The following is an 18,234-nucleotide window of genomic DNA, read 5'->3' on the forward strand; positions in this document are numbered from 1 at the left end:
CCCGCCCACGCCCTGCCTAGGGCGTCGCGCTCGGGGTCAGGACGACCTGGTCGGTGCCGGTCAGGCCGTCGGGGTCGGTGTAGGTCGCCACGAACACGCCGAACAGGTCGTCACCCGGACCGTGCCCGGGCGCCGACGTGGTGATGGTGCCGGTGCACCCGGTCGCCGAGGTGATCGGGTGGCCGTGCTCGTCGTGGCCGAGGATGTAGTTGACCGTGACGTTCGCGCAGTTCACGGGGTCGTTGTCGACCACGCTCACCTCGAAGGTGACCGTGTCGCCGAACTCGAACGGCTGCCCGTCGGCCGGCTGCACGAGCTCGACCTCCGGCGGGCGGGGGCCGACGACGAACTCGGGGATCTCGGCCGAGGCCGACCGGCCGGTGCTGTCGGTGACCTTCAGCGTGGGTCGGTAGGTGCCGGCCGCCGTGAACGTGTAGGACGGGTTGGGCGCGGTCGAGTCGACCCGGCCGTCGGCGTTGAAGTCCCACGCGTACCGCAGCGGGTCGCCGTCGGGGTCGACGGTGCCGGCGCTGGAGAACTGGACGACCAACGGCGGGTCACCCGCCAGCGGGGCGGCGCTGATCACCGGGATCGGCGTGCGGTTGCCGCGCACGAAGTCGAACCGGGCCAGCTGTGCGTCGGGGTTCTCCGAGAAGAAGCCGTCGCCGTATTCCAGAACGTAGAGCGCGCCGTCGGGGCCGAACTCCATGTCCATCGGGTTGTCGAAGACGAGCGACGGCAGCACCGGGCGGATGTCGTCGACGTTGCCGCGCCGGTCGAGCCGGAACTCCTTGGTGTAGTCGCGGCTCCACTCGTAGAACAGCGGCACGCCGTCATAGTATTCGGGCCACTTGACCCGCGATTTGTTGCGCCTGTCGTAGTCGTAGGCGGGGCCGCCCATCGGGCCGATGCCGCCCTCGCCCAGCTCGGGGAACTCCTGCGACACGCCGTACGAGTAGTTCACCTCGGCCTTCTCGACCGGAGGCAGCCGGGTGAGCCCCGTGTTGTGCGGCGAGTTGTTGACCGGCCGGCGGCAGTCGAACGGTGCGCCCGAGGTGCCGGTGGCGAAGTCGTAGTCCACATAGGCCAGATCCGGACCGACGCAGTACGGCCAGCCGTAGTTGGCCGGCTTGTCGACGCGCATCCAGCGGCCGTGCCCCGCCGGGCCACGGGCCGGGTCGGGTTCGCCCGCGTCCGGCGAGTAGTCGCCGACGTAGACGTCGTTGGTCTGCCGGTTGACCGCGAACCGGAACGGGTTGCGGAAGCCCATCGCGAAGATCTCGGGCCGGGTCTTGGGCGTGCCGGCCCGGAACAGGTTGCCGGACGGGACGGTGTAGCCGCCGTTGGGCTTCACCCTGATCCGCAGCAGCTTGCCGCGCAGGTCGTTGGTGTTCGCCGACGTCCGCTGGGCGTCGAACGCCGGGTTGCGGTTGGCCCGCTCGTCGATCGGCACGTACCCGTCGGAGAAGAACGGGTTGGTGTCGTCGCCGGTGGACAGGTAGAGGTTGCCCTTGCCGTCGAAGTCGATCTGGCCGCCGACGTGGCAGCAGATGCCGCGGTCGGTGGCGACCTGGATGATCTTCTGCTCGGTGTCGAGCTTGAGACTGTTGCCTTCCAGCTTGAACCGGGAAAGCTGGAGGTGGCCCTTGAACGGGGCGAAGTCTTCCGGGGTGCCCTCGAACGGCGCGTCGCCCTCGTTGACGTCCGGCGTCGCCGGGTCGTCGACGGGGGTGTCGAGCACGGGGGAGTAGTAGAGATAGACCCACTTGTTGCGGCTGAAGTCGGGGTCGATCGCGACGCCCTGGAGTCCCTCTTCGTCGTGCTCGTAGACGGGCACGTCGGCGGCGAGGATGTTGAGCCCCGACCTCGGGTCGTGGATGCGTACCTCGCCCGTGCGGGCGGTGTGCAGCACCCGGTTGTCGGGCAGCACGGCGAGGCTCATCGGCTCACCGGGGAAGTCGTTGAGGGTCACCTTCTGGAAGTTGCTGTCGGCGGGCGGGCCGCCGGGTGGTGCGGCCGTGGCCGGGGACCACGAGACCGCGCCGCCGGACACCGCGAGGAGCGGCGCGACGAACAGGGCGAGCTTCTTGCGCAACGGACGCCTCCCTTGTCTGGGTGGACAGAGTCACCCGGCCGGGAACAGGCGTCACGCGCCGTTCATCGCCGACACGAAGGCACGCCGGACGCACGGCCGGTCACGGGTGACCAGGCGTCGCCGGCTGGTGCCACAGGCCGACGAGTTGACGGATCACGGCGAGACGGTCGCGCGGCCGACGCGCGTCAGTGGGGCCCTTGCCACGGGGCCCGCGCACCGACAGGCGGCGAGGATCTCGCACAGCGATGTGAAGTTCCGGAACCCCCCATCGATTGATCGGAACATCTCGATCCTGCCGGCTACCCTACGCGGGCCGCCGCTCGATGGAAAGCCAGATCAGCGCTCCAGCGCGTCCAGCGTGGCGTAGGTGACCGTGCCGTACACGAGGTGGGGGATGATGTCGCTGAGCCAGTCGGCGGCCGACCACGTGCGGGGATCGGAGACCTTGGTGCCGGCGAGCGAGCCGTCCGAGAGCGCCTGCGCGGCGAGCCCGGCGAGGACCGCGCCGACCGGCAGCGGGGGTCGCCAGCCGGACCCGTGCAGCAGCCCGAAGGCGGCACCCACGGAGACGCCGGTGAGCACGCCGGAGAGGCCGCCGAGCCCTTCCAGCCGGTTCTGCCGGTGCGAGTTCGTGCCGGGCAGGTCGACCGGCAGGTGCTTGATCACCGCCTCGACGGTCTCGGCCGGTGCGTCACTCGTGGGACGCCCGCGCACGGCCATGTCGAGATAGGTCGTCGCGTCGAGCGCCGCGCAGCCGGCCGCACCCGCCGCGGCGCCGGCGGTGACGCCGGACAGCATCCGCAGGTCCATGCCCGCCACCTTCCCCACATCCCCGGCGCCAAACGGGCCGATAGGGTTCGCGGCGTGACGCTTCCAGCCGACGGGCACGTGCACAGCCAGTTCTCGTGGGACGCGCCGGGCGGCGACATGGTGCGCAGCTGCGCGCGGGCGGTCGAGCTGGGCGTGCCGGCGGTCGCGTTCACCGAGCACGTCGACCTGACCCCGTGGACGATGCCCGGCGGCCGGGTCCGCCTCGGGCCACCGCTCGACCTGACGGGCTACCGGGCGGCGATCGACGAGTGCCGCGACCGGTTCCCGACGCTGCGCGTGCTGTCCGGTGTGGAGTTCAGCGAGCCGCACTGGCACGCCGCGGAGCTGCGGGCGCTGGTCGCCCAGGGATTCGACCGGGTGCTCGGCTCGGTCCACTCCCGACGGATCGGCCCGGACCGGTACGTCGAGGTCGGTCACGCCTACGGCGAGGTCGCGGCGGCCGAGGTCGTCCGGGGCTACCTGGCCGAGGTGGTGCGGCTGGCGGACACCGGCACCGACTTCGAGGTGGTCACGCACGTCGACTACCCGTTGCGCCACTGGCCCGACACGGCGGGCCGGTGCGACATCGGCGACTTCGAGGAGGAGTTCCGCGTCGCGCTGGCGGCGGTGCGCCGTAGCGGGCGCGTTCTCGAGCTGAACACCCGTCGCCTGCTCCACACCCAGCTGCTGGGCTGGTGGCGGGAGGCCGGCGGCCGGGCGATCGCGTTCGGCAGCGACGCCCACGACCCCGACGCCGTGGCCCGGCAGTTCCGCCTCGCGGCCTACGCGGCCGAGGCGCACGGCTTCCGCCCGGGCCCGGACCCGGTCGGCCCGTGGCTCCGGGCCTAGTGCGCCGCCCCCGCGGCGTACTCCTCGGGGTCGATCTCGATCCAGCGCCCGTCCGGTAGCTCCCAGTGGACCTCGTCGACGTCCATGCGGTGGATCGCGTGGCCGTGGCCGACGTCGAGGAGGTCCGGGAGCGGGTGGGCCGCCGCGAACTCGAGCACCGCGGCGCGCAGCAGCGGCTCGCGCAGGCGGGTCGACCAGCCCGAGAGCCAGAGGTGGCCGCCGTCGGGGGCCGGGACCGCCAGCACCGTCGCGACGTCGTGCCCGTCCGACCCGGTCAGCGCCCGGTCGACCGGCGAGTCGACCGCGGTGAGCAGCAACGGCGAGCCGGCGCGGTCGAGCGCGTGCCGGACCGTGTGCGGGCCGCTGGGCCCCGCCACCCGGCGGGACACCTGGACCGTGCCCGGGGTGTGCCCGGAGGCCAGGGTGCGGGCGAGCGCGACGAGGTCGGTGGACTGCGTCATGAGTGCCTCCTGGGGGTGCCGTTCCTGGTTAGGTTAGGCTAACCTCTCGGCAGATCCAACCTCTGGAGGCAAGGTGAACGAGTCGCGGCCGAAGGCGAAGCTCTCGCGGGCGCTCGGCATTCCGCTGACGCCGAAGTGCGTCAAGTACTTCGAGCGCCGGCCGTACCCGCCGGGTGTGCACGGTCGCGCGCGCCGCAAGGAGACCGACTACAAGGTCCGGCTGCTGGAGAAGCAGCGCCTGCGCCACCAGTACAACGTCAGCGAGGTGCAGATGCGCCGCGCGTTCACCGAGGCGCACCGGGGCACCGGCAAGACCGGCGAGCGGCTGGTCGTCGGCCTGGAGACCCGGCTCGACGCGCTCGTCCTGCGCGCCGGCTTCGCCCGCACCATCTACCAGGCCCGCCAGGCGGTGGCGCACGGGCACATCGCCGTCGACGGGCGCAAGGTCGACCGGCCCTCGTACCGCGTCGTGCCGTTCCAGACCATCGAGGTGCGGCCGAAGAGCAAGGACAAGACCCCGTTCCAGATCGCGGCCACGGGTACGCACGTCGGCGCGCGCACCGCTCCCTACCTGTCGACCTCGATCGCGGACCTGCGCACCACGCTGATCCGGCTGCCCGAGCGCGCCGAGATCCCGGTGCTCTGCGACGAGCAACTGGTCGTCGAGTTCTACAGCCGGTGAGCCTGCCGACTCCCGAACGGGCCGGCGCGGTCGATCTCGCGCCGGTCCGCGGGTGGCTGCGCGACCGGCGGGCGGCGATGCTCGCGGAGATCGGCGACTACGTGGGCGTGGAGACGCCCAGCGACAGCAAGCCGCACCTCGACCGTGGGCTCGACTGGGTGACCGACCGCCTGGTCGCCGCGCTGGGTCCCGCTTCGACGAGCGATCGGGTACGCGCCGCGGCGCACGGCGACACCCTGGTCGCCGACTTCCCCGGGACGGGCCCGCGCCGGCTGCTGCTCCTGTGCCACTACGACACGGTCTGGCCGGCCGGCGCGCTGGCCGAGTGGCCGTTCACCGTGGACGGTCCGATCGCCCGCGGCCCCGGCGTCTTCGACATGAAGGCCGGGTTGGTGCAGGCGCTCTGGGCGGTCCGCGCACTCGACGCGGCCGGCCTGCCCCGCCCGCCGCTACGCGTCGTGCTCAACGGCGACGAGGAGATCGGCAGCGTGGCGTCCCGGCCGGTCCTGGAGGCGGCGGCGTCCGGGGTGACCGCGGCACTCGTCCTGGAGCCTGGGATCGACGGCGCGCTCAAGACCGCGCGCAAGGGCCTCGGCCTGCTCCGGATCGACGTCACCGGCGTCGAGGCACACGCGGGCCTGGACCCGGACAAGGGCGTCAGCGCGATCGACGAGGTGGCCCGGGTCGTGCTGTGGCTGCGCTCACTGGCCGCGCTGGACCGCGGGACGAGCGTCAACGTCGGCACGATCGCGGGCGGCTCGCGGGCCAACGTGATCGCCGGCCACGCCTCGGCGACCGTCGACGTGCGGGTGACCGATCCGGCGGAGGCCGCCCGGATCGACGCGGCGCTGGCCGCGTTGCGGCCGTCCGACCCGCGCTTGCGGGTCACGGTGGACGGCGGCTGGAACCGCCCACCGATGCCGCGTACGCCGGGCATCGCGGCGATGGTCGACCTGGCCCGCGCGGTCGCGGCGGTCCTCGGCGAGGACCTGTCCGAGCGCGCGGTCGGCGGCGGCAGCGACGGCAACTTCCTGGCGGCCCTCGGCGTGCCCCTGCTCGACGGCCTCGGCGCGGTGGGGTCGGGCGCGCACGCCCGCGACGAGCACATCGACATCGACGCCACTGTGGACCGTGCGGCGCTGATCGCCGGAATCATCCACGCCTTCGCCTGACCGCCAACCACCCGGGGCAGGGACACGACTCCATCCTAGGACGCCTTACGGGGTGGGGCCCACGTGGCATCTCGCGCCGATCACCAGTGCGACCCCGTCCCACCATCGTGGACTCCGGCACGCCGGCCGGGCGCGAGGGGAAGGTCGTCGGCACCGGCGCATGGCCGACGCTGTGACCGGCGCTACAGCCGTTTCGCCGGCAAAGAGGGCCGATTGCGGCTAGACCGGAGACTATGGCACCCGCGAAGCTCGCCGCCCCGCCGGATACGCTGCCGCGCGCCATCGCGGCCCGCGGCGTCCGGCACAACACCCTGCGCGACCTCGACGTGGACGTGCCCCTCTGGCGCACCGTGGTCATCGCCGGTGTCTCCGGCTCCGGTAAGACCTCCCTCGCCATGGGCACCCTCTACGCCGAAGGTGTGCACCGCTTTCTCGAAGGCCTCAGCACCTACAGCCGGCGCCGGCTCACCCAGGCCCAGCGCCCGGACGCCGACCGCATCGACCACCTGCCGCCCGCCCTCGCGCTGCGGCAGCGCCCGCCCACGCCCGGCCCGCGGAGCACCGTCGGCACGATGAGCGAGGTCCTCAACGTCCTGCGGCTCATCATGTCCCGGCTCGGCACCCACCGCTGCCCGAACGGCCACGAGGTGCCGCCGTCCGTTGCCACGCAGGCGATGGAGATCCAGTGCCCGGTCGACGGCGTGCGGTTCGAGGCGCCGGGCGCCGAGTCGTTCGCGTTCAACTCGATCGGCGCGTGCCCCGGCTGCAACGGCATCGGCACCCGGTACGACGTCGACCCCGACAGCCTCGTGCCGGACCAGAGCAAGACGATCGCGGAAGGCGCCGTGCTGCCCTGGAACGTCGGCGGCCGCCGGCTGAGCATGTACGCCGCCGGTGAGCTGGGCGTCCGGCTCGACGTCCCGTACCGCAAGCTCACCCGCAAGGAGAAGAACTTCGTGCTGCACGGCGGCCCGCGCAAGCAGATGGTCGTCGTCTCGGGGCGCAACGGGCGCCGCGTGCCGCTCAACGTCACCTACGACAACGCGGTCACCGCCGCCGAGAAGTCGGAGAAGAGCAGGTTCCTCGTCTCCCACACCTGCCCCGTCTGCCACGGCACCCGGCTGCGGCCCGAGGCGTTGCGCTCGACGCTCGAGGGCCGCAACCTGGCCGAGATCAGCGCGCTCGACCTCGACGAGCTCGCCGCGTTCGCGAACACCATCCCGCAACACCTGCCGGCCGAGCTGAACCGGCTCACCACCGGGCTCGTCGGTGAGCTGACCGGTGCGATCGGCCCGCTGCTCGACCTCGGCCTCGGCTACCTCGGCCTCGACCGGGCCGGCGCCACCCTGTCCACAGGGGAGCTGCAACGGATCGAGCTGACCTCGACGGTCAGGGCCAACACCACGGGCATGTTGTACGTCCTGGACGAGCCGAGCGTCGGCCTGCACCCGAGCAACGTCGAGGGGCTGCGCAAGACGATCGCCGCCCTGGCGGGCAACGGCAACACGGTCGTCATCGTCGAGCACGACCTCGACCTGATCCGGAGCGCGGACTGGATCATCGAGCTCGGCCCAGGCGCCGGCCGGCTCGGCGGCACGATCGTCGCGCAGGGCACGCCCGACCAGGTCCAGCGCGACCGGAAGTCCATCGTGGGCCCGTTCCTGGACGGGGGCCCCGCGGTCGACCGCCCGCCCCGCCCGCTGCCCCGCGAGCGGGCCACGATCGCCGTGCGCCGCCTCTACAACCTGCGCAACGTGACCGCGGGCTTCCCGGTCGGCCGCCTGACGGCGCTGGCCGGCCCGTCCGGCGCGGGCAAGACCGCCCTCGTGCTGGACAGCCTGATCCCGGCGGCCCGCGCGCTGCTCGCCGGCAAGGACCTGCCCGCGCACGTGAAGTCCCTCGACCTCGGGAGCATCCGCCAGATCGTCGAGATCGACGCCACCCCGATCGGGCTCAACGCCCGGTCGACGCCGAGCACCTACTCCGGCGCCTTCGACGCCATCCGGACCTACTTCGCCGCGGCGTCGGGCCGTACACCCGGCCATTTCTCGTTCAACACGAAGGCGGGCCAGTGCCCGACCTGCCGCGGGATCGGCTCGCTCGACCTGGACGTGCAGTACCTGCCCGACATCAACGTCGTCTGCCCCACCTGCGACGGCGCGCGGTTCAATCCCGAGACGCTGGCGGTACGGGTAGACGACCGCACCATCTCCGACGTGCTGAGCATGACCGTGCGCGAGGCCCTGGACGCGTACGCCGACGTGCCGACCATCGTCCGTCCACTGAGGCCCATCCTCGACGTCGGCCTGGGCTACCTGCGCCTCGGTGAGCCGACCCCGGCCCTGTCCGGCGGCGAGTCGCAGCGCCTGCGCATCGCGGCCCGCCTGCGCAGCAGCCAGCGCGACGTCCTCTACGTGCTCGACGAGCCGTCGACGGGCCTGCACCCGGTGGACATCCGTACCCTCGTCGGGGTCTTCGACCGGCTCCTCGCCGACGGCGCCACCATCATCGTGATCGACCACGACCTGGACGTGCTGGCGGCGGCCGACCACGTCATCGACATGGGCCCGAGCGGCGGCCCCGACGGCGGGCGCATCGTCGCCCGTGGCACGCCGGCGGAGGTCGCCGCCGACCCGCACAGCGTCACCGGCCCGTGGCTGGCCGCGCACCTGGCCCGCGGATAGGAAACGGCCCCCCGCACGAGGCAGGGAGCCGTTTCCGAACCCGCTACGGCGCAACGGCCCCTTCGGCCTGCATGTCCCGGGCGACCCGGACCAGCTCGACCAGGCCCGAGGCGTACTCCTGCGACTCGGCGTGCGCCTCCTCGTACGGCGGCTGGAAGCCCACGCCCTCCCACTCCTGGGTCTCCGCGTTCCACAGGTCGTTGCCGACCTCGAAGTCCCAGGCGAGAATGCCCAGCTCGTAGTAGAGCTGGTCGGCCGAGTTGCCGGCCGCCGAGTAGAGCACGTCCGCGACCGGGCCGGTGTACGACGGCCAGGTGACCGTGCCCCGGTGGGTGCGGATCGCGCCGATGATGCGCTTGGCGCTCTGCATGAAGTAGGCGGACTCCTCGATGGACGGACGCGGCAGCGTCACCCGGCCGTCGGCCTTGTAGGCGCCGGGCGGCCACATGAAGTAACCGCCGTAGCTGTGCACGTTCATCGCGAACTTGATGTTCGGGTGTGCCTCGGCGAGCGCGATGACGTTGCGGCTCTCGGCCTCGGACAGCTCCGACGTGCCGGAGTACGTGCCCGACAGGCAGTTGGCGCTGCCGCCGACGTACCCGTCGAAGTAGGACCCGACGGTGTAGTTGCGGTTGATGTCGACGCCCCACGAGTTGGCGTTCCGCGGGTCGCGCTGGGCGCCCGTGCAGTGGTTGACCAGGTTCTTGCGCTGGAAGTTGTAGTCGTTGAACGCGTAGTTCGCGCCGTCCGGGTTGACCATCGGGATCACGAAGACGTCCACGTTGTCCAGCAGGCTGCGCGTCTCGGCGTCGGTCGCGTAGTTGGCCAGCAGCCGCTCCGCGAACTCCAGCGTGACCAGCGGGGTGGCCCACTCACGGGCGTGCTCCTGGGAGTACGCCATGACACCGATCTTCGAGCCGTCGCGGACCGAGCCGAGCCGCATGGCCTGCACGGTCCACGGCTTCTTCGACACCTCGGTGCCGTCGAGGCCGTCGTCGAGCCGCGCGGGCCCGGCCACCGGCATGAGCTTGCCGGCCGAGCCGTCCTCGACGAACGCGTTGAAGACGGTCGGGTAGCGCGCGTCGACGAACGCGGCGACCTGGTCGGTGGTGCTGATGACGGCGCCGGTGCTGTCCGTCGCGAGCGAGACGGTCAGGACCCGGTCCTTGTACGTGGCGTTCAGCGGCCGGTTCTTCCTACCCGGGTCCACCGACTTCACCTGGACGCCGTTCATCTTCTGGTCGCCGAACTTGACCGAGTCGACGACGATCGCCGCGGTGGCCGGGTCGCCGAGGTACGCGGACGCGGTGCGGCGGTATCCCTGTGTCTTGTTGGGCAGGTCGATGACGTCGACCAGCGCCGGGTACTGCCGCTCGAGCCGCTTGATCCGCGCCTGGATGTCGGTCGGAGTCATGTAGGCGGCGATGAAGTCCTTCTGGTAGCCGGCCGGCAGCGGCGGCGGGGTCGCGCCCGGCCACGCGGTCGGCCGGATGGCCCGGGTGCTGCCGCCGAGGCTCGAGCTCGCGGTCACGGTCACCGGCTGCGCCGGAACGGGCTGGGGGAGGGCGACGTGGTACTGGTACTCGCCCGAGTCCTCGAAACGCGAGAGGGGGAAGGACCCGGTGCGGCCGTCGGCGGTCGTCCAGGTCACGGTGATCTCGACGTCGGGGTCGTCGGTCGCCGTGGTCGCGACCTGCACCGAGAGGAAGCTCTGGCCGTTGGCGGTCCACCAGTACGACTGCAGGAACTGCAGGGTGTCGGCGTTGGCGGCCAGGGTACGCGCCGCGGCGCGCTTGCTGGCCGCGACGCGGGCGGAGCCCTCGGTGGCGGTCTGGATGAGCTGCGTGGCGACGGCGCCGCGGGCGGTCAGCGCGTCCAGCTCCGCGCCGGTCACCACCAGGTCGACCTGGACCTGGCCGAGCGTCGTGCGCGGCCGGGCGGCGACGTCGGCGCCGCTCGCGACGAGGTCGCGCAGCATCGCCTCGTCGGGAAGGCGGAACCGGACGAGGGCCGTCTCGCCGGCGGCCAGCTTGACGGTCGGGCCGGCGGCGGGTGCGGCGGTGTCGGGCGGGGCGGCGGTGCTCGACGCGGAGGGCGCGAGCAGCCCGACCGTCAGAACGGCTGCGGTGGCGCTGGCCACCCAGATCCGTCTGGTTGACATGGAACCTCCTGCGGACATCGAAGGACGTTGGGTCCTACATCAGTCCACAGATCGACCTGTGTCAACCGTTCGAAAGATACGCCAAGATAACTTCCGGTTGATCGTCCCAGCGGCCGGTGAGAGCGGCGCCTGGAAGGTCACCGTGGGTGATCCGGCGGAGGATGACGATGCGTAGCGAACCCACGTCGACCACCGTGTGGTCGCCGTGCTCCTCGATGCGGCGGATGTCCGCGACCGCGGGGGCGGTGCCGCCGGGCACGCCGGTGCCCCGGGCCGTCATCGCCGGCTCACGCCGCTGCAGCGTGCCGGCGCCGTCGGTGTCGACGAACTCCTCGGCCTCGCCGGTGCCCTCGATGATCGCGCCGGCGATCACGGCGAGGTAGACCGGGTCGCCGGCGGCGTCGTACACCCAGCGCTTGCCGAGCACGGAGTGCTCCGCCGTGCCGACCAGCCAGGCGTCGCAGCCGGGCAGGGGAGCGTCACGGTAGGTGAGCGGCACGTGGTGGACCGGCCCGGCGCCGTGCCGGACGATCATGGTTTCGATGCCGACGGCTCCCGCGGGGTCGTCGAAGCGGAAGGCCGCGACCCGCTCCAGGTCGCCGGCGGCACCCTGGTGCCAGCGCCGGGTCGGCAGCCAGCCGGCCAGGAGTTCGAGCTTCGTGGGCGTCACAGTCGCCCGGTGCAGCAGCGCCATCGCCGGATCGTACGCCTGTCACCTGGTGTTCAGTATGTGGCCCGGTCAGGTCGGTCCTGTCAGGCCGACCGTGACGAGCAGGCCCGGGTGGTCGGTGCTGCGGGCGAGGTCGACCCCCCGCATGGAGGGCACCGCGAGGTCGGTCGTGGCCAGCACGTGCTGCAGCCCGCCGTCGCCGAGCCACCGGTAGCCCGCCGGCATGCAGTCGCGTAGGTCCGGTGGCGCGCCGTAGCGCAGGTTGAGGTCGCCGGCCACGATGGTGGGGCGGTAGCCGGACCGCCGGTGCAGCGCCGGCAGGGTCACGCCGAACAGGTGCTGGCACTGGTGCAGCGCCGCCTGCGGGTCGAACCCGGCCAGGTGCGTCGTGCACACGTCGACCGGGGCGAGCAGGCAGAGCCAGACACGCTCCTCGGGGTCGACCGGGTCCTGCATCGGATAGCGGCCGCCGACCACCTCGTACGCGCTGGTGGGTTGGCGGGCGACCAGGCCGATGCCGTATTCCTGGCCGTTGCGCCCGCACCGGGTCGGCCCGCCCGAGGGCCGGTCGGGCGCGGCCCGGAAGCCCGACGTCACCGCCCCGCCGTGCACGCCCGCGAGCACCGCACCGAGCGTCTCGACGTCACCGGCGCAGATCTCGTTGAGGGTGACGACGTCGGGCCGGGTGTCACGGATGACGCGGGCGGCCTCGTCGATCGACCGGCCGGTGTAGCAGCCGGCCTGCCCGCTGGCGCACAGGTTGAGTTGCAACAGCCGCACGGCCCGATCGGGCGGCACGACGGAGCCACCGAGCAGTGCACCGGCCGCGAGCAGCAGGACGGCGAGCAGATACCACCGCCGAGACGCCATCGCGCACAGTCTAGGCAACGCCAGGCGGCGGCGCGTACCCCCGCGACGACCAACACGCCAGGCGCCGTCGCCGAAGCGGGCGCATGGGCCTCATCGGCCACACGTGTCCGGCGCCCGGCGGCGGACGTACGGTTGGGGTGACGGACGGGGGACGGCCGTGAGCGACGACCTGCGCGGTGACGTGATGCTGCGGGTCAACGGTGCCGACCGGGTGCTGCGTGTGGACAACCGGGTCACGCTGCTCGACGCCCTGCGTGAGCACCTGCGCCTCACCGGCACCAAGAAGGGCTGCGACCACGGCCAGTGCGGGGCCTGCACCGTCCTGCTCGACGGGGAGCGGGCCAACAGCTGCCTGCTGCTCGCCGTCACCGTCGACGGGCGGGCCGTGACCACCGTCGAGGGGCTCGCCGACGGCGACGACCTGCATCCCCTGCAGCGCGCGTTCATCGCCCACGACGGCTTCCAGTGCGGCTACTGCACGCCCGGGCAGATCTGCTCCGCGGTCGGCATGCTCGCCGAGGCCGCGGACGGGCTGGCGAGCTGGGTCAGCCCCGATCTGACCGCCGCCGGTGACCTCGACGACGAGGAGATCCGCGAGCGGATGAGCGGCAACCTCTGCCGGTGCGGCGCGTACCCGGGGATCGTCGCCGCGGTGCGCGAGGTGGCCGAGCGATGAGGGCCTTCCGGTACGCGCGACCGAGCGACCCGGGCGAGGCGGCCACCCTCGTCGCCGGCGAGCCCGACGCGGTCTACCTCGGCGGTGGCACCAACCTCGTCGACCTGATGAAACTCGGCGTGCTCCGGCCCGGCCTGCTGGTCGACGTCAGCCGCCTCCCGTACCACGGTCGCGCACCTCCCCGACGGCGGTGTGCTGATCGGCGGTGCCGTGCGCAATTATCGGCTGGCGCGGGACGAGGGCATCTGCCGGCGCTACCCGGCGGTCGCCCGGGCCGTGCTCGCCGGCGCGTCCGGGCAGATCCGCACGCAGGCGACCGTGGCGGGCAACCTGCTGCAGCGGACCCGCTGCCCGTACTTCCAGAACACGACCACGCCGTGCAACAAGCGCGAGCCGGGCAGCGGCTGCGCGGCCGTCGCGGGCGTGCACCGGGACCTCGCGGTGATCGGCACCTCGGACGCCTGCGTCGCGAGCCATCCGTCGGACCTCGCCGTGCCGCTCGCCGCGTACGACGCCGTGGTCGAGGTGCGCCGGCCCGACGGTGCCGAGTGGACGGTGCCGATCCACGACCTGCACCGGTTGCCGGGCGACACGCCGTGGATCGAGACCGTGCTCGAGCCGGGCGACCTGGTCACCGGCGTGCGGCTGCCACCCCCGCCGGCCGGTGCCCTGGCGACCTACCGCAAGGTGCGCGACCGCTGGTCGTACGCGTTCGCGGTCGTCTCGCTCGCGGCCGTCCTGCGTGTCGGGGCCGGCGGGCGGATCGACGAGATCCGGCTCGCCCTCGGCGGCGTCGCACCGAAGCCGTGGCGCCTCTGGGCGGCCGAGCGGCTGCTGGTCGGCACGCGGCCGAGCGACGACGACGTCCGCGCCGCGACGATGACGGCGCTGGCCGACGCCCGCCCGCTGCCCGACAACGCCTTCAAGCTCGATCTCGCCGCCGACCTGGTCGCCGCGGTGGTGCGGGACCTGCGGGGAGCACAACCGTGACCGTCGGCACCGGACTGTCCAGGCTGGAGGGACGCGACAAGGTCACCGGCGCGGCGCTCTACGCCTACGAGTACCCCGTCGACGGTGCGCTCTACGTCTGGCCGGTCGGGTCGACCGTGGCGAGCGGGACCGTCACCGAGGTCGACGCCACGGCGGCGCTGGCCGACCCGGAGGTGGTCGCCGTGCTCGACCACACCACCGCGCCCCGGCTCCACCGGGCCGTCATCGCCGACGAGCTGGTGCTCCAGTCGCCGGAGGTGGCGTACCGCGGGCAGATCGTCGCCGGAGTGGTCGCCACCAGCGTCGAGGCCGCCCGCGAGGGCGCGGCACAGGTTCTAGTCCGGTACGCGGAACGGCCGCACCACGTGCTGCTCGACCCGGCCGACCCCGGCCTCGAAGAGCCCGCCGAGACCAACGCGGGCTTCCCGGGCAGCACCGTCAAGGGTGACGTGGACGCCGCGCTGGCCGCCGCCGACGTCGTGGTCGACACCGTGTACAGCACACCGTCCGAACACAACAATCCGATGGAGACCGTGGCCGTCATCGCCCGCTGGGACGGCGACCGGCTGGTGGTGCACGACTCCAACCAGGGGCCGTGGCGGGCCGCGACCGGCTACGGCCTGCTCTGGGACATCCCGCCCGAGCAGGTCGAGGTGATCACCGAGCACGTCGGCGGCGGGTTCGGCGCCAAGGTCTGGCCGACCGCCGGCGCGGTGCTGGCGACGCTGGCCGCGCGGGTCACCGGCCGGCCCTGCAAGCTGCAGGTGACCCGGCAGCAGATGTTCACCATGTCACCGGGGCGCACCGCGACCCGCAACCGCATCCGGCTCGGCGCCCGCCGCGACGGCACGCTGACGGCGATCGACCACGACGCGCTCGGCTACAGCTCGGTGATCTCCGAGTTCGTGGAGCAGACCGCGACCGCCACCCGCACCATGTACGCCGCCGACAACCTGCGGACCCGCCACCGGCTCGCCCGGCTCAACCTGCCGACGCCGCGGGTGATGCGGGCACCCGGCAAGACCCCGGGGATGTACGCGCTGGAATCGGCGATGGACGAGCTCGCGTACGCCCTCGACCTGGACCCGCTGGCCCTGCGCCTGGCCAACGAGCCCGCGGTGGAGCCGGACTCGGGCCTGCCGTTCGCCGGCCGGCACCTGGTCGACTGCCTGACCGTCGGCGCGCAACGGTTCGGCTGGGCGCAACGGGACCCCACGCCGGGCGTCCGCCGGCACGGCCGGTGGCTGTTCGGCACCGGGCTCGCCTCCTCGCTCTACCCGGTCTACCAGGGCCCGGGTGAGGCGACCGCGCGGGCGGAGCACGACGGCACCTTCGTCGTCTCGGTCGGCGCGGTCGACATCGGCACGGGCTCGCGGACCGCCCTCTGGGCAGCTCGCCGCGGACACCCTCGACGTGCCGCCCGCGCGGGTCACCATCCAGATCGGACGCTCCGGCTACGGGCCGGCGGCGGTCGCGGGCGGTTCCGCGGGCACGGCGTCGTGGGGCGGGTCGGTACGCAAGGCGTGCGCCGCGCTGCGGGCACGGGTGGGGGAGCACGGCGGCGCGGTGCCGGCGGACGGTCTCGAGGTCACCGCCGACACCACCGACGACCAGCTACCACCCGATCGGGCGCGGCACTCGTACGGCGCGCACTTCTGCGCCGTCCGCGTCGACGCCGACACCTGCCAGGTGCGGGTCGACCGGCTGCTCGGCGTGTTCGCGTACGGCCATCCGCTCAACGCCCGCACGGCGCACTCCCAGCTCGTCGGCGGCATGGTGATGGGCATCTCGATGGCGCTCTGCGAGCAGACCGTGATCGACCCGGGCCTGGGCATGTTCGTCAACCACGACCTCGCGCAGTACCACGTCGCGGCCAACGCGGACATCCGCGGCGTGGAGGCGCACTCGCTGGAGCGCGCCGACGACGACGTCACCCTGGTCGGCGCGAAGGGCATCGGTGAGCTGGGCATCGTCGGCGCGGCCGCCGCGGTCGGCAACGCCGTCTTCCACGCCACAGGGGTACGCGTCCGCGACCTCCCGATCACACCGGAGAAGGTACGGGCCGGCGGTCCGCCCCGTCCGTGAGATTCCGCTCCACCGTTTGATCCGATCCGCGCCGGCACGCGTACACCCGGGTGGCGCGGCGGGTCCGCCGCCCCTGCCCGAGGACGAGGGAGGTCCGGGATGCCCGCGGTCGCCATCGCGCCGCCCGGTGTCGCTCCGAACTCGACCTTGGCGTTCCCGCCCTGGTCACATGGGCTTCCGGGGGCGGCTACCGACGAGCGGGCCGGCACACGACAGAATAGCCGGGTGCTGCCACCGTCGGATTCCGGTCACACCCCAGCCGAGCCCGCCGAGGATGCCGCTGCCACGACGACCGATCCGGTGTCCACGCCCGCGCCCGCACCCGCCGCCGACGCCGACGAGTTGATGCGGCTGCTCTACAAGGAGCACGCCGGCCCGTTGCTGATGTTCGTGCTGCGGCTGACGGCGGGCGACCGCCAACGGGCCGAGGACGTGGTGCAGGAGACGCTGCTGCGGGCCTGGCGCAACGCGCACCGCCTGGACACCTCCGGGCAGACGCCGTTGCGGCCCTGGCTGGTGACCGTGGCCCGGCGGATCGTCATCGACGAGCACCGCAGCGAGCAGGCCCGACCACCGGAGACCTACGACAAGGACCTCTCGCGGATCGCGGAGTCCGACGAGACCGAGCACGTCCTGCGCCGCATGACGATCACCGCGGCGTTCAAGACCTTGAGCAAGGCCCACCGTGAGATTATCTTGGCGACGTACTTCCGGGGCCGCACGGTGCCGGAGGCGGCCGAGGAGTTGGGGCTGCCGTTGGGGACGGCGAAGTCCCGCGTCTACTACGCCTTGCGTGCCCTGCGCGCGGCGTTGGAGGAGCGCGAGGTGACGCAGTCATGAGCCGCGAGCAGCATTGGGACGTCGCGTCGTACGCCCTGGGTGTCCTCGACCCGGCCGACAGCGAACGGTTCGAGGAGCACCTGGCGACCTGCTGGGTGTGTGCCGGCGAGCTGGAGTCGTTCCTGCCGGCCGTCGACGCACTGTCCGAGGTGGACGGTGACGACCTGGCCGTGACCGAGGAGGTCACCGACGACGGCGTGCTGCTCGGCCGGGTGCTGACCGCCGTCGGCGACGACCGGCGTCGGGCGCGCCAGCAGCGGCTGATCGGCATCGCGGCCGGCGTGATCCTGATCGCCCTGTTCAGCGGGGTCGCCCTGTTCGCGGGCGCGCGCTGGGCCGGGCAGCCCGACGTGGTCGCCGGCCCCACCGCGCCGGCCACGACGGCGCCCGCCAGCATCGGCCCCGGTGAGGAGCACAGCGCGACCGACGCCACGAGCGGTGTGCACGCGGAGCTCGCCGCCGAGTCGCGGCCGTTCGGCACCCGGATCTCGTTCGCGCTGACCCGGCTCGAAGGCCCGGCGACCTGCCGGCTCGTGGTGCTGACGGACGACGGCGGCCGGGAGGTCGTGTCGAGCTGGCGCGTTCCGGAGCAGGGGTACGGCACGCCGTCACGGCCCGACCCGCTGGTGCTGCAGACGGCCACGGCCGCGTCGCTGGAGAACATCCGCGCGGTCCAGGTGGAGAAGATGGGGCCTGACGGCGCCGCGAGCCCGCTGGTCACCATCCAGATCTGATCGTCGCTGTTCCAGGGCCGCCCGGTTCGCCGTGGCGGCCCCTTTCTCTGTCGCGCGGCGCGTTCTTCTGTGTACGTGGCGTGTGGACCGTCGGATCACCGATTCCACTGTGAAACTCCGCACCGTCCACACGGTCATCCCGTTGCCATCGACCCTCGTACTTCCCGGCGACCTGTCGAGAAGGAGAGGCTCAGATGGCACACATCACGCGAACCCTGGTCGTCGCCGGCGCCGTGGCCGTCGCGGCCGCGCTCACGGCCTGCGCTCCCACGGACGGGGCCGGTGGCACGGCGGCTCCGCAGCTCGCGTCGCAGGTGCAGGCGACCGCGGCGCCGACCCCTACGCCGACCGCCGAGGCGCCCGAGGCGCCCAAGGCGCCGGCCGCGCCGGCCGCGCCGGCCGCGCCGGCCGCGCCGGCCGCGCCGGCCGCGCCGGCCGCGCCGGCCGCGCCGGCC

General features: G+C 73.0%; 16 protein-coding genes and 3 pseudogenes. 13 read left to right on the forward strand and 6 right to left on the reverse strand.

The features are described from left to right. Window positions 1-16: 16 nt before the first annotated feature. Together Asi02nite_RS23005 and Asi02nite_RS23010 are read right to left on the reverse strand one after the other, a co-directional pair. A complete protein-coding gene (locus tag Asi02nite_RS23005) occupies window positions 17-2,095 on the reverse strand; it encodes a PQQ-dependent sugar dehydrogenase (protein ID WP_239126956.1) in 2,079 nt (692 codons plus the stop codon). A gap of 336 nt (window positions 2,096-2,431) precedes the next feature. Beyond that, window positions 2,432-2,905: a hypothetical protein gene (locus Asi02nite_RS23010; RefSeq protein WP_239126958.1), complete on the reverse strand. Its 474-nt coding sequence runs from the start codon at window positions 2,903-2,905 to the stop codon at window positions 2,432-2,434. 54 nt (window positions 2,906-2,959) lie between these two features. Between Asi02nite_RS23010 and Asi02nite_RS23015 the strand changes: the two genes are divergently transcribed. Then, a complete protein-coding gene (locus Asi02nite_RS23015; protein ID WP_239126961.1) occupies window positions 2,960-3,754 on the forward strand; it encodes a PHP domain-containing protein in 795 nt (264 codons plus the stop codon). On the opposite strand, the gene Asi02nite_RS23020 is transcribed toward Asi02nite_RS23015, so the two are convergent. Beyond that, window positions 3,751-4,215 carry a hypothetical protein gene (locus Asi02nite_RS23020; RefSeq protein WP_203715964.1) on the reverse strand — a complete coding sequence of 155 codons (465 nt, stop codon included), beginning with the start codon at window positions 4,213-4,215 and terminating at the stop codon, window positions 3,751-3,753. The two genes, Asi02nite_RS23015 and Asi02nite_RS23020, sit on opposite strands and share 4 nt — an antisense overlap. 73 nt (window positions 4,216-4,288) lie before the next feature. Here Asi02nite_RS23020 and rpsD point away from each other — a divergent pair, with 73 nt between their 5' ends. The 3 genes from rpsD (at window position 4,289) to Asi02nite_RS23035 (ending at window position 8,753) form a co-directional block, all read left to right on the forward strand. Further along, window positions 4,289-4,897 carry a 30S ribosomal protein S4 gene (gene rpsD / locus Asi02nite_RS23025; RefSeq protein ID WP_203715965.1) on the forward strand — a complete coding sequence of 203 codons (609 nt, stop codon included), beginning with the start codon at window positions 4,289-4,291 and terminating at the stop codon, window positions 4,895-4,897. Then, window positions 4,894-6,069 (forward strand): M20 family metallopeptidase, encoded by a 1,176-nt coding sequence (locus Asi02nite_RS23030; protein WP_203715966.1) that lies wholly within the window; start codon window positions 4,894-4,896, stop codon window positions 6,067-6,069. Before rpsD ends, Asi02nite_RS23030 begins: the two co-directional genes overlap by 4 nt. Before the next feature lie 233 nt (window positions 6,070-6,302). Beyond that, window positions 6,303-8,753: an excinuclease ABC subunit UvrA gene (locus tag Asi02nite_RS23035; protein WP_203715967.1), complete on the forward strand. Its 2,451-nt coding sequence runs from the start codon at window positions 6,303-6,305 to the stop codon at window positions 8,751-8,753. 43 nt (window positions 8,754-8,796) lie between these two features. On the opposite strand, the gene Asi02nite_RS23040 is transcribed toward Asi02nite_RS23035, so the two are convergent. The 3 genes from Asi02nite_RS23040 to Asi02nite_RS23050 all read right to left on the reverse strand — a co-directional run bounded on the left by Asi02nite_RS23040 (window position 8,797) and on the right by Asi02nite_RS23050 (window position 12,454). Next, complete coding sequence (locus tag Asi02nite_RS23040) at window positions 8,797-10,914, reverse strand: M14 family zinc carboxypeptidase (RefSeq protein WP_203715968.1); 2,118 nt, start codon at window positions 10,912-10,914, stop codon at window positions 8,797-8,799. Window positions 10,915-10,975: 61 nt separating this feature from the next. Further along, window positions 10,976-11,608, reverse strand: a complete 633-nt coding sequence (locus Asi02nite_RS23045) for a CG0192-related protein (RefSeq protein ID WP_203715969.1) — start codon at window positions 11,606-11,608, stop codon at window positions 10,976-10,978. Between the two features lie 45 nt (window positions 11,609-11,653). Further along, on the reverse strand, window positions 11,654-12,454 hold the full coding sequence (locus Asi02nite_RS23050; RefSeq protein ID WP_203715970.1) for an endonuclease/exonuclease/phosphatase family protein: 801 nt from the start codon (window positions 12,452-12,454) through the stop codon (window positions 11,654-11,656). 184 nt (window positions 12,455-12,638) lie between these two features. Between Asi02nite_RS23050 and Asi02nite_RS23055 the strand changes: the two genes are divergently transcribed. From Asi02nite_RS23055 to Asi02nite_RS23080, 9 genes and pseudogenes are all read left to right on the forward strand, one after another. Beyond that, window positions 12,639-13,130: a 2Fe-2S iron-sulfur cluster-binding protein gene (locus Asi02nite_RS23055; RefSeq protein ID WP_203715979.1), complete on the forward strand. Its 492-nt coding sequence runs from the start codon at window positions 12,639-12,641 to the stop codon at window positions 13,128-13,130. Beyond that, a pseudogene (locus tag Asi02nite_RS42375) lies at window positions 13,127-13,231 on the forward strand (FAD binding domain-containing protein); the annotation flags it as partial. The gene Asi02nite_RS23055 and the pseudogene Asi02nite_RS42375, both read left to right, overlap by 4 nt. 109 nt (window positions 13,232-13,340) lie before the next feature. Then, on the forward strand, window positions 13,341-14,120 hold the full coding sequence (locus tag Asi02nite_RS42380) for an FAD binding domain-containing protein (protein ID WP_275410382.1): 780 nt from the start codon (window positions 13,341-13,343) through the stop codon (window positions 14,118-14,120). 104 nt (window positions 14,121-14,224) lie between these two features. After that, window positions 14,225-15,169, forward strand: a pseudogene (locus Asi02nite_RS23065) (xanthine dehydrogenase family protein molybdopterin-binding subunit); the annotation flags it as partial. A 364-nt stretch (window positions 15,170-15,533) separates the two neighbouring features. Continuing rightward, window positions 15,534-15,947 (forward strand): annotated as a pseudogene (locus Asi02nite_RS42385) (molybdopterin cofactor-binding domain-containing protein); the annotation flags it as partial. Between the two features lie 66 nt (window positions 15,948-16,013). Then, window positions 16,014-16,205, forward strand: coding sequence for a hypothetical protein (locus Asi02nite_RS41775; protein ID WP_239126970.1), 192 nt, complete (start codon window positions 16,014-16,016; stop codon window positions 16,203-16,205). A gap of 147 nt (window positions 16,206-16,352) precedes the next feature. Next, complete coding sequence (locus Asi02nite_RS23070) at window positions 16,353-17,045, forward strand: sigma-70 family RNA polymerase sigma factor (RefSeq protein WP_239126967.1); 693 nt, start codon at window positions 16,353-16,355, stop codon at window positions 17,043-17,045. Continuing rightward, window positions 17,042-17,779, forward strand: a complete 738-nt coding sequence (locus tag Asi02nite_RS23075) for a zf-HC2 domain-containing protein (RefSeq protein WP_203715972.1) — start codon at window positions 17,042-17,044, stop codon at window positions 17,777-17,779. The genes Asi02nite_RS23070 and Asi02nite_RS23075 overlap by 4 nt, the downstream gene beginning before the upstream one ends. Window positions 17,780-17,973: 194 nt before the next feature. Continuing rightward, window positions 17,974-18,234 (forward strand): hypothetical protein (locus tag Asi02nite_RS23080; RefSeq protein ID WP_444541776.1); only part of this gene is annotated, 261 nt, incomplete at its 3' end.

The sequence above is a fragment of the Asanoa siamensis genome (assembly GCF_016862555.1).
Classification (GTDB): Bacteria; Actinomycetota; Actinomycetes; order Mycobacteriales; family Micromonosporaceae; genus Asanoa; species Asanoa siamensis.